The sequence below is a fragment of the Enterovibrio litoreus genome (assembly GCF_045679545.1).
In the GTDB taxonomy this organism is placed as follows: Bacteria; Pseudomonadota; Gammaproteobacteria; order Enterobacterales; family Vibrionaceae; genus Enterovibrio.
The window spans coordinates 732,523-743,624 of record NZ_CP166195.1 but is presented as its reverse complement, the minus strand read 5'-3'; the positions used below and the strand labels follow the sequence as shown (position 1 = coordinate 743,624).

Here is an 11,102-nt window from a genome sequence, read left to right as displayed (position 1 = left end):
AGTGACCGATTACCACATCAAATCGTCAGGGATTTTGAAGTCTGCATATGGATCATCTTCGTCAATCTCTTGCTCGTTAACGGTGTTGTTAACGATGATTGTCTCTTCATCTCGTTGGCTGATTTTGTCTGCCACCACGCCTGGTACAATAGCGTAGCCATCAAGGTAGCGTGCAATCGCCAAACGGCCATTTACCAACTGCGCTTGGATGTCTTTATTGACGTAAAGTTTTTTCACCAAAGTACCATCAGTGAAGTTGTAACCAATGTCGCCGTCTCTACGATCAATTTTGTTCATTTCAACAAGCTGCTTCACTTGTGCGGCGATCGCTTTCTTTTCAACTTCCATCTGCTTCTGACGATTAAGCTCTTGATCTTGGGCGATTTGCGCTGAGCGATTTTCTTCAACAGCGGCTTTGGCTTCTTTTGCCAAGGTGCGGGATTTTTTTGACGTCTTCCCTGCTTTTTTCATTGCCTTTTTGTCGATAAGACCAGCTTTCAGCATCTGCTCTTGTAGTGTTAGTTTTGCCATTTTGACTCCGCCACGGGCACAGTTTTATTAATGAGGGTTTTAAAAACGCGTATAGCCTGATGATACCATCGCTCACGCCACTTAAAAGAACGAATAATCAAGGGCAGGCCATCTAAACTCGCCATTGCGTGTTAACGCATCACCTTGTACTCGATTTCTTCTTCCTCTCATTTCAAAAAAGCCTCGGTATTTACCGAGGCCAATGCTTGTTTAGGCACAGAAATATTGACCACTATTACGGCTGTTGACGTGTCGCCGTTAGCACTATTTCACGTACACATACATTCTGTGGCTGGTTGTATGCGTAGGTCACTGCGTTAGCGATGTCATCCGCGGCTAGAATACCGCCCATGTCTTCTTTCCAGCTTTCGTAGCCAGCTTTTATTTCATCGCTCGTCGTGTGAGACAAGAGTTCGGTTTCTACTGCGCCTGGTGCAATGGTGATAACACGAACGTTTGCGGCTGCCACTTCTTCACGTACATTTTCAGAGATGGCATGAACTGCGAACTTGGTACCGCAGTATGCTGCGTGGTTCGGAAATGTTTTACGGCCAGCGACGGAACTGATGTTAATGATGGTGCCGCTATTACGCGCAATCATTGGTGCAAGTACGGCTTGCATGCCATTGAGTAGGCCCACCACATTCACATTGAACATGGTTTGCCATTCCGCCGCGTCTTGAGTAGACACATCGCCAAGCAACATCACACCCGCGTTGTTAACCAGCAGATCGGCTTCGCCGTACATGGCTTGTGCAGCAGCAACGGCATCATCGAAAGAGGCTTTGTCTGTCACATCAACTTGCTTACACAGGGTGTTTGGTAAGTTCAATGCTTCAAGGCGCTCTACACGACGTGCAAGCAACAACAGTGGATGACCTTGCGCTGAGAATTGTTTTGCGATGGCTTCGCCAATACCTGAGCTTGCACCAGTGATAACAACTAACTTTTTCATGCTCTACCTCGATCGGATTGTTTGTTTTTGTTATTGGGTGTTTCTTATTGAGGCTGCATTCTAAATAAGTCATGATTGTTAATATATATATCACAATAAAACTCAGTGTTACCTTATGAGCACCAATAGAGACCCATTGATCGATAACCTGCACGACATTCGCGCCTTCGTGGCCATTGCCGGATCAGGCAGTTTTTCAAAAGCGGCGGATAAACTCGGTGCATCCCGCGCGCACATGTCACGTCAGCTTAGTCAGCTTGAATCTCGCTTAGGCGTGCAGCTCATCATTCGTACTACTCGCTCTCAACGATTAACCACAGCAGGCGAAGCATTCTTTACGCGCTGCCAAGCAGCGCTAATGCAAATTGATGATGCGATTTCCCTCGCCAGTGATGATGCCGATCAGATGAAAGGGTCTATTGCCGTGAATTGTGTTGGCGGGATCATTGGAGAATCACTGATTGGCGACGCCATTCATCAGTTCTGCGCGGCCCACCGCGATATCCATGTTGAACTCGATTTCAGCTCGGAGCGCGTCGACTTGATTCAATCGCGTTTTGATTTGGTTGTCCGTATGGGAGCGCTACCCGACTCTTTATTAATTGGGCGCGAAATGGGAAACATCAACATTGGCACCTATGCCTCCCCCCAATATTTGGCGCAAAACGGAAGACCCAATCACCCTCACGATTTACAACAACACGATTGCCTGACAGGTTCAGTGACTAAGTGGAAATACGTGAATATCCAAGATGCCCAGCAACATATCGAAGTCGATGTGGGCGGCAATTTACAATGTAAAAATGGACATGTGCTTTTGAACGCAGCATTGCGAGGGAATGGGATCTGTCGCTTGCCAGATTTGTACTGTACAGAAGCTGTTGCCGAAGGGAAATTGGAAGCCGTATTTATGGATTGGAAGGTTGATAACGTGCCTCTTTATCTGCTCTACCACAAAGATCGCCACCAGCCAGCAAGACTCAAAGCGCTGATCTCCCATTTGATGGCGGGCATTCCTCCGCAACTGCGAACAGCAAACTAACTAACGCGCTAGAACAATGTTGAAGCATAAAAAAACCACGCCACTCGAAAAGAGTCTGGCGTGGTTTATGTTTTAAATACTAATAAAATGGCTTTACGCGGGTTCGATAGCTTCTTCTATCGCCTTTTGTTTTGCCGCCAACGTTGCCGCTTTTTTGGCTTTACGTGATTTGTGTTTCTCGCGCCCTGCCAACCAAATCAACGGCACCACGATCAAGGTTGTACCGACTATCATGATCATGTCAGGCACTTCACCAAACAGTACCAAGCCAACACCCACCGCGCACACTAAGCCGCTGTATTCCGCGCTGGCGATTTTGTTGCTCTCCGCGGCGCGATACGCAATTACACAGGTGGCGGCATAGACCAAGATGAATGCGGTCGAACCTGCCGCGCGCCAGAATAAATCCAAGCTAAATGGCATGCCTTCATACAAAGCCAGCGCAAACGCGATAGGAATACCAATTAAGTTATGCAACAGCAAGGTCTGTGACACCGTTTGCTCACGCGGGATTTTCGGGATCAACAAGTTGTTGACCGCCAGCGTCACCGCCACAATCAGCGCGGATGACGCCCCCCAATCAAGCTCTGTCGGACGCACCAAAATCAGCACGCCAATAAACCCAACAACGGCGGCAATAATCGACGATGCTGACAATTTTTCTCTCAGAAAAATGGCCGCCAACGGCAGCATGATCAGTGGTGCAGCATAGAAAATGGCGTTCGCGGTTGCCAACGGCATGGTCGTCAGTGCGATCACAGAAAAGAACACACCGAGTAACCAAATGTGCGCACGCAGCGCATGCCACTTCAAGCCTTTGTTTAAGTTTTTTACGGGTGCCGTCAAACAGAAAGGCAGCAAAATGAGAACGGCAGACACCTGGCGAAATAACGCGAATTGGAAGATAGCGCCATCTGGCCCACCCTCCATGGTTTTAACCAGCGCGTCGGAAAACGTCGCGCTGAGGTTGCCAATAACCAACAAGGTCATGGCCAATCCAACAGAAATAGTACGCACGATAAAGGCTCCGGTTCGTGATGATGAGATCAAACATTGATCACAAAAACACATACTAGCCTCGCTTTAGCATGACGTATAATGATGAAAATACTTCTTCCATGAGTTATTTAGATAATGAAGCTTCCACCACTACGTGCAGTGCAATATTTCGAGGTGGTTGCCCGTCTAAATAGCTTCTCTAAAGCGGCTGAACGCTTGAGCGTGACGCAAAGTGCAGTTAGCCATCAAATACGCTTACTGGAAGATTTTTTGGGCGAATCTTTGTTTGATCGCCAAGGCCGTTCACTGCAACTCACCCCTGTCGGTCAACGCTATTACGATGACGTTGCTGACCCGCTACAGGCCATCGCTCGTGCCAGCCATCAAGTCAGAGAAGGTGTATCTGGCCAGCTGAGATTAGCCGTTTTCAGCTCGCTTGCCGTGAAATGGCTCATGCCGCAATTATCTGACTTTCGACAAAAACACCCTGAAATCGATCTCGCTCTGGAAATGTTCGCAGACCACCCTCACCTTTCCGATAAACTGGCCGATTGCTTTATTATCGACTTCGAGCCGGGGCGAAACTACCAGTACGATTTGCTTTACAAAGAATATTTATACCCGGTTTGTAGCCACAAGATTTGGCAACAAATCAAAGACAAGCCGTTGCCTGAAGCGCTTTGGGATTATCCGCTACTGTCTGTTACATCCCTCATGGAGAACGACTGGGTTCAGTGGTGTAAATTGGGTGGGTTTTCATTGCCAAACACGGTAAAAATCCATTCGTTCAGCCACATGCTGCTTGCGACCGAGGCGGCGCGCTATGAACACGGTATTACCTTTTTGAATCACTACTTCATGAACGAAATTGATCGCGAGCAGTTGGTGCGTATTCCCATGCATGAAATGCCGACCGGTGACAGCCTGTATTTTGTGTACAAGAAGCACAGATCACGCCAGCCCGAAATACTCAAACTGGGTCGCTGGTTGCAGCAAATCTCTGCACAAGATGAAATGGGCACATAGCGCAGCCACCTAAGCACTGCTACCTTATATTGCTTTTTCTATCGTCTTTTTGGGTTTCGCAACGTCACTGAATCTCATTGTTCACCGCTTGTTTTTGAACACGTCTATTTCTCCCTCTACTTCCTCTGTGTACCTCTATTGCTAGCACTTGTCTAAACAGGCATTTACGTGAATTACGTCTAGACTTAAATGTGAGCCAAAGCCAATTTTTGGGTTGATGATCTTATTCTTGATTCACTGGAAGGCATGAAATGAAGCAAATAACGTTCGAAAACCATCATGCAAGCCGGCGATTTTCGACCGCCTATGCGGCATTGTGCTGCATGCTGATCACGTCTGCGATCGCACCCACATCGAGTCAAGCTGCTTCAACAACCACGAAAAGCACTGGCTATGGATATTCCGATCTGTACGGCGAACTCACGCCCACGCAAGTGTATTCCTTAGTGAAGAACATCGATTCGATGGTGATGCACTACGCCTACAAATATCAGCCGTCCATTGCACGCGATTTGCCACGAAAAATTGTTCTCGTGAACGGTTACAAACCTGAACAAGTCTTCGTCTCACTGGGAAATCTATGTGATGACATCGACCGCTTGGCCATGCGCTACGATGTTCCACCCGTTGCACGCGTTAAACGCCAAGCCAATGAAGCTATTCCTGCCGAAGTGTTTTTGTTAGCCGGAGCGAGCTTAGACACCTTATCGAAAACGCTCTCTAACATTGAGCCAGAAAACAACTTTGGCGATTTTTATTCTCATCGCACTTATGCACGAGCCAAAACCCCGTCAGACGTCTATGCACTTGTCGAACTGATCCACAGAAAACTGACCGTGTTACTTGGTGAACAGCAGCAACTTAGCAAACAGACAAAAATGGACGAGTGAATAGCCAATGAAGCTTAAATATTTCCGCTATACGATTGGAAAGCGCCTCGCTTTGGGTTTTGGTTTAGTCCTTGCCATATTGGTGGCCGCTGTCACTCTGTCCAGCGCAAGACTAACGGAAGTGCAAGACGTTGAACAAGAGCTGGTTAACTCCACGTTTTCCGCTACCTTGGCTAGCAACCAACTGGTGGCAGAAGTCAATAAATCGCTGGCTATTCTTCGCGGATACCTCGTGTTGGGTGACCCCGAATTCAAACTACAACGACAAGCGGTCTGGGAAAGTATTAATCAACAACTGGCCGTGCTGGATGCCAATACCGATAACGATCATCAGCAAATCAAAGATTACAAAGAAAAGCTGGCAACGCTAAGAGCAAGTTTGGCGCAATACCGCTCTGCACAAGATGATGCAGAACGCATTGCACATACCGCTGATGAACAACCCGCGATGAAGATTTATGCGGAACAAGGCGAGCCCATCGTGCTGAGGCTGGTTTACGCCATCAATTACCTGACCAGTATTGAACGAGGGTTGCCTGCAACGCCAGAACGTAAAGAACTACTGGGGTTATTTGCAGAATCCAGCGCGTCATTCTCATTAGGGCTTGCGGCCGTTCAATCCTATTTGCTGAGTGGGAACCAAACGTTTAAAGCCTCATTTTTCGAGCAATGGACGACCAATACACGCCTTTTTCATACCCTGGAAGACCACAAGCACCTTCTCACTCGCGAGCAAGCTGAGTACATGGAAGAATACTCAAAATACCGTGACCAGTTCTCCCCTCTTGTCACACAAATGTTCGCAGTGAGAGACTCCGATCAGTGGAACATGTCGCAATATCTGTTGGGAACCAAAGCCTCGCCCTTAGCCACGCTGTCGCTCACTTTGATCGAAGACATCGTGACGGTACAAAACGAAACACTGAAAACAGAAATGGAAAAGCTCAATAATCTCAATCTCGAAATCACTACGGTGCTTAAGCTGACCGGGTTTGCCGGTGTGATCATGGGCATTTTAGTTGCCGTTTTAATCACGCGGTCAGTGACTAAGCCTCTTATTGACATGACTAGAAGTCTCAAAGCCGTTTCTAAAAATGGGGATTACTCTGTTCGCCTTAGTGTTAAAGGAAACGACGAAATCAGTCAATCTTCCGAGGCATTCAACACGTTAATGACGGCAACGCAAAACGCACTCAGTGAAATAAACACCGTGATGGCACGTATTTCAGAGGGGGATCTCAGCGTTCGCATTCAAGGGGATTACAGCGGTGATTTACTGTCCATCAAAGAGGCCACTAACCACTCTCTGAACAACGCCGAATTGGTGGAGCAAGCCAAACTGGAAACGGAGAAAACGTCGCAAGTCATTGCGCAAGAGAATGCACAAGTGCGTCAGGCACTCGACAGTGTTTCAAACAACATCATGCTAGCCAACAGCAGCAATGAAATCATCTATCTCAATGATGCAGCCAAAACAATGCTGGTGGACGCTCAGGACGATTTTAGGAAAGAAATTAAGAACTTTAACCCGTCAAAAGTCATTGGCGAACACATTGATGTGTTCCATCGTGTGCCAACCAAACAGCAGAACATTCTGGCCAAGCTCACTACTGCGTTTAAAAGTGAATTCTTTGTTGGCGATAAAGTCATGTCAATCAATGCCATGCCAATGACAGACTTAAATGGCGATCGTATTGGCACTGTGATTGAGTGGAAAGATCGCACAGCAGAAGTCGCCATTGAACGCGAAATCGCAGAGGTGATTTCCGGTGCGACCCGCGGAGATTTCAGTGGCCGTATCGAGATGGTGGGAAAAGAGGGCTTTTTTTACAATTTGGCAGAAGGGCTCAACGTACTCACGGAAAACGTCGAAAGCTCTCTTGCTGATATGCAGCGAATACTCGCCGCTATGGCCAAAGGCGATCTGACTCAGCGTATGGAAAAATCTTACAGCGGACGACTCGCTCAGCTTAAGAACGACACCAACCAAACCATTGATAAACTCACTGAAGTTATCTATAGCATCCGCGACACGGCATCCACCGTTTCTGTCTCTTCTCGAGAAATTGTTACGGGCAATCAAGATTTGAGTATGCGCACAGAATTACAAGCCTCGTCGCTTCAATCAACCGCTGCCAGCATGGAGCAAATGACAGGCACAGTAAAACAAAGCGCGGAGAACGCCTTGTCGACCAAAATGGTAAGCATGAAAGCGCGCGCGAAGGCGCGCGAGGGCGGCAACGCAATATCACGAACCATCATAGCAATGGACGAAATTAGCGAAGCGAGCAACGAAATTGCTGAGATCATCGGCGTGATTGATGAAATTGCCTTCCAAACGAACCTATTGGCACTGAACGCAGCGGTTGAGGCCGCAAGGGCCGGTGAGCAAGGGCGTGGTTTCGCGGTGGTTGCTGGTGAGGTTCGCAACCTCGCTCAGCGTTCTGCTGGCGCCGCTAAAGAGATAAAAGACCTCATTGAAGCCAGCAAGAAAAAAGTCGCGACTGGCTCTGATTTAGTGAGCGAGTCCGGTAAAACGCTTACTGAAATCGTCGCCATGGTTGAGGACGTTGGCAGCAAAATGGAAGAGATTTCGGACGCAGCACAAGAGCAAAGCGTCGGTATTGAGCAGGTCAATTTGTCTATCACCAAAATGGACAACATGACGCAGCAAAATGCGGCTCTTGTGGAAGAAGCCACCACCGCCAGCGAAGGCATGTGGAACCTGTCTCAAGACATGACAGAAATGGTGGCGTTCTTTAATCTACCAGATAACAGGATGGACAACGTACCACGCCGCTCCCTGAGCTCAAGCATCGATGCTGATCACCTCATCTTTGATGAAGACAACGACGACATGGAAGAATACGAAAACGATGATTATGGCGATAATGAACAGGAAGCCTAAGCTAAGCCGCTCATCGCTTACGCTACTTGATATCAGCCGCTAAGCTGCACACGTCACTAAAGAGCACCCGTTCATTTTTTCATTGCTTACTGCCAACGCCCTACATGGATAAACTGTACTCATTCAGACAAATAAAAAGCGGGCTTTCGCCCGCTTCGTTGTTTCTACCTATCTATCAGCTCTATCAGCGGTTAACTCGCACGCGTTTTAAAGAAGGTTACGAGTTCTCGTAAGCTTTCTGCTTCGACCAGCAAGTTCTCACTGGCAGCAGTGGTTTCTTCCGCTAACCCTGCGTTTTGTTGTGTCATATTATCCATTTCAGTGACCGCACGGTTAATCTCGGCAATACCTTGCGATTGCTCTTGGGTGGCCGTACTCATGTCACCAATGAGCTTTGACACACTCTTAATCGCATCAACAATCTCGATTAAGTTATCGCCAGACTCTCGCACTAAATGCGTGCCGTCTTTGGTCTTGTTAACGCTGGCATTGATCAGCTCTTTGATTTCAACAGATGCTTTGGCACTTCGTTGAGCAAGGTTGCGAACCTCCCCTGCAACCACGGCAAAACCTCGGCCTTGCTCGCCGGCTCTTGCTGCTTCAACAGCGGCATTCAGTGCCAACAAATTAGTCTGGAAGGCAATTTCATTGATTACACCAATGATGTCTGAAATCTGCTTACTAGACTTTTCAATTTCTGCCATCGCGCCCACCGCTTCAAGCACCACTTTTCCACCGCGCTCCGCTTTTTGCGTTGCTTCGTTAGCCAGCATGACCGCACTTTGAGACGTATCGGCATTCTGCTGAACCGTGGCGGTGATTTCCTGCATACTCGCGGCGGTTTCTTCCAAGCTGGCGGCTTGGGATTCAGTGCGATCGCTTAAATCTGTCGTGCCCAGTTTTATCTCTCGAGCGCCGGTGCTAACAGAGTCAGACCCTCGCACAATATCTGTTACCAATTTATTAAGGTGCTCAATGGTTGAATTTAGCGCATCACGAACAGGTTCAAACTCGGCGTCCAGCGTTTCACTGACGGTATGGCTAAGATCGCCTTTAGAGAGCGACAGTAAGCAATTGCTAATCAAGGATACGGCACGTTTTTTTGATGTGATATCGGTAGCGTATTTAACGACCTTGAACGGTTTCCCGTTCACATCACTAATGGGGTTGTATGATGCCTGTATCCACACCTCACGACCGCCTTTGGCGATACGACGAAATTCAGCACTTTCAAACTCGCCGCGATTAAGCTTTTCCCAGAAAGCTTTGTACGCCTGAGAACCACTTTCTTTCGTCTCGATAAACATCGAATGATGGCGACCTTGCACTTCTTTTAAGGTGTAACCCATTGCGTTGAGGAAGTTATCATTGGCATGGCGGATAGTACCGTCCATATCAAATTCAATCACGGCTTGCGATTTACCAATGGCGTCGATTTGACCTTCAAAGTCAGCATTTTTCAGCTTTTGCGCCGTCACATCAGTGGCATATTTCACAACCTTAAACGGTCGCCCAGAAGCGTCCATAATGGGGTTGTAAGAGGCTTGTATCCATATTTCTTTGCCTCCTTTACCAATTCGCTTGTACTCACCAGCCTGAAATTCGCCGCAGCCAAGCTTTTTCCAAAAAGTCTTATATTCTTGGGAATCTCGTTGCTCATGGCCAACAAACATGGAGTGATGTTTACCTTCAATCTCTTCTAATCGATAACCCACGGCATTGAGGAAATTATCATTTGCGTGGCGAATAGTGCCGTCGAGATTAAATTCAATCACCGCTTGAGACTTACCAATGGCAGCGACTTGTCCTGCAAAGTCAGCATTTCGCAACTTGTGTGCGGTAATGTCGGTGACAAATTTTACGATTTTGAAAGGCTTACCTTCATCATCAAGAATGGGGTTATAAGATGCGCTGATCCACACCTCTTTGCCGCCTTTCCCAAATCGTTTGTATTGTGCGCTTTGAAATTTTCCGGAAGCCAGTATTTCCCAGAACTGTTTGTATTCAGCAGAGCGAGCATATTCAGGATCAGCAAACATAGAATGATGCTTTCCAATGATTTCATTTCTCGAATAGCCCATCACCTCAAGAAAGTTATCATTGGCCTTGAGAATGTTACCTTTGACGTCGAACTCAATCACACCTTGGCTTCGATTAATCGCTTCAATTTGGCCGAAGTAATCCAGATTCTTGTTTTTTTCCTGCGTAATGTCAGTAGCAAACTTCACCACTTTTTGCACGCTACCCTCAGCAGAGTAAACCGGCGTGTAAGAGGCCTGAATCCAGACATTCACCTTGTTATTGCCCACGCGCTTGTACTCGGCAGAAAACGATTTTCCATGTGCCAATTTGGCCCAAAAATCTCGATATTCTTTCGACTTTGCATAGGTAGGGTCGACAAACATTGAATGATGTTTGCCCACCAATTGTTCAAGGCTATAACCCATGACATTGAGAAAGTTTTCATTGGCGGAAAGAATATGACCCGACGGGTCAAACTCAATAATCGCAATCGACTTATCAAGTGCAGCGATCTTCGCGCTGGCTTCACTGCCAACGTCGGTGTGAGAGCCAATCACACTACCCATGGCTCGCTTCAAGTTTGATAAAATTGACCTTTTCATTAATGAGACTCCTGTATCCTCTTATAGAATACTAGTCGACGCAGTATATTCTTCCTCACTTTAAGCGTTTTAAATCAATCTTATTGACCACATACCCAGCCAACCCAAAAGTGCTTGTTCGGCTAAG

The 11,102-nt window shown here is 47.3% G+C and carries 8 protein-coding genes; 4 read left to right on the top strand and 4 right to left on the bottom strand.

The genetic code is table 11. The features are described from left to right. Positions 1–9: 9 nt before the first annotated feature. A complete protein-coding gene (locus tag AB8599_RS18720) occupies positions 10–531 on the bottom strand; it encodes a DUF2058 domain-containing protein (protein WP_407333249.1) in 522 nt (173 codons plus the stop codon). Between the two features lie 235 nt (positions 532–766). Further along, positions 767–1,486, bottom strand: a complete 720-nt coding sequence (locus AB8599_RS18715) for an SDR family oxidoreductase (protein WP_407333248.1) — start codon at positions 1,484–1,486, stop codon at positions 767–769. Between the two features lie 115 nt (positions 1,487–1,601). Between AB8599_RS18715 and AB8599_RS18710 the strand changes: the two genes are divergently transcribed. Next, complete coding sequence (locus tag AB8599_RS18710) at positions 1,602–2,528, top strand: LysR family transcriptional regulator (RefSeq protein WP_407334410.1); 927 nt, start codon at positions 1,602–1,604, stop codon at positions 2,526–2,528. A gap of 93 nt (positions 2,529–2,621) precedes the next feature. On the opposite strand, the gene AB8599_RS18705 is transcribed toward AB8599_RS18710, so the two are convergent. Further along, the gene (locus tag AB8599_RS18705) at positions 2,622–3,545 is read right to left on the bottom strand and encodes a DMT family transporter (RefSeq protein ID WP_407334409.1); all 924 of its coding nucleotides are present in this window, start codon (positions 3,543–3,545) and stop codon (positions 2,622–2,624) included. A gap of 117 nt (positions 3,546–3,662) precedes the next feature. Here AB8599_RS18705 and AB8599_RS18700 point away from each other — a divergent pair, with 117 nt between their 5' ends. The 3 genes from AB8599_RS18700 (at position 3,663) to AB8599_RS18690 (ending at position 8,351) form a co-directional block, all read left to right on the top strand. After that, positions 3,663–4,553, top strand: coding sequence for a LysR substrate-binding domain-containing protein (locus AB8599_RS18700; RefSeq protein ID WP_407334408.1), 891 nt, complete (start codon positions 3,663–3,665; stop codon positions 4,551–4,553). Between the two features lie 251 nt (positions 4,554–4,804). Next, on the top strand, positions 4,805–5,443 hold the full coding sequence (locus AB8599_RS18695) for a hypothetical protein (RefSeq protein ID WP_407334407.1): 639 nt from the start codon (positions 4,805–4,807) through the stop codon (positions 5,441–5,443). Positions 5,444–5,450: 7 nt separating this feature from the next. Continuing rightward, a complete protein-coding gene (locus AB8599_RS18690) occupies positions 5,451–8,351 on the top strand; it encodes a methyl-accepting chemotaxis protein (protein ID WP_407334406.1) in 2,901 nt (966 codons plus the stop codon). Positions 8,352–8,542: 191 nt separating this feature from the next. On the opposite strand, the gene AB8599_RS18685 is transcribed toward AB8599_RS18690, so the two are convergent. Continuing rightward, entirely contained in the window at positions 8,543–10,975 is a 2,433-nt protein-coding gene (locus AB8599_RS18685; protein ID WP_407334405.1) for a PAS domain S-box protein, read from the bottom strand. Between the last annotated feature and the right edge of the window lie 127 nt (positions 10,976–11,102).

Excerpts from the sequence above, each read along its gene's own strand:
- AB8599_RS18720 (WP_407333249.1), bottom strand. The coding sequence starts at position 531 with ATGGCAAAACTAACACTACAAGAGCAGATGCTGAAAGCTGGTCTTATC.
- AB8599_RS18715 (WP_407333248.1), bottom strand. The coding sequence starts at position 1,486 with ATGAAAAAGTTAGTTGTTATCACTGGTGCAAGCTCAGGTATTGGCGAA.
- AB8599_RS18710 (WP_407334410.1), top strand. The coding sequence starts at position 1,602 with ATGAGCACCAATAGAGACCCATTGATCGATAACCTGCACGACATTCGC.
- AB8599_RS18700 (WP_407334408.1), top strand. The coding sequence starts at position 3,663 with ATGAAGCTTCCACCACTACGTGCAGTGCAATATTTCGAGGTGGTTGCC.
- AB8599_RS18695 (WP_407334407.1), top strand. The coding sequence starts at position 4,805 with ATGAAGCAAATAACGTTCGAAAACCATCATGCAAGCCGGCGATTTTCG.
- AB8599_RS18690 (WP_407334406.1), top strand. The coding sequence starts at position 5,451 with ATGAAGCTTAAATATTTCCGCTATACGATTGGAAAGCGCCTCGCTTTG.
- AB8599_RS18685 (WP_407334405.1), bottom strand. The coding sequence starts at position 10,975 with ATGAAAAGGTCAATTTTATCAAACTTGAAGCGAGCCATGGGTAGTGTG.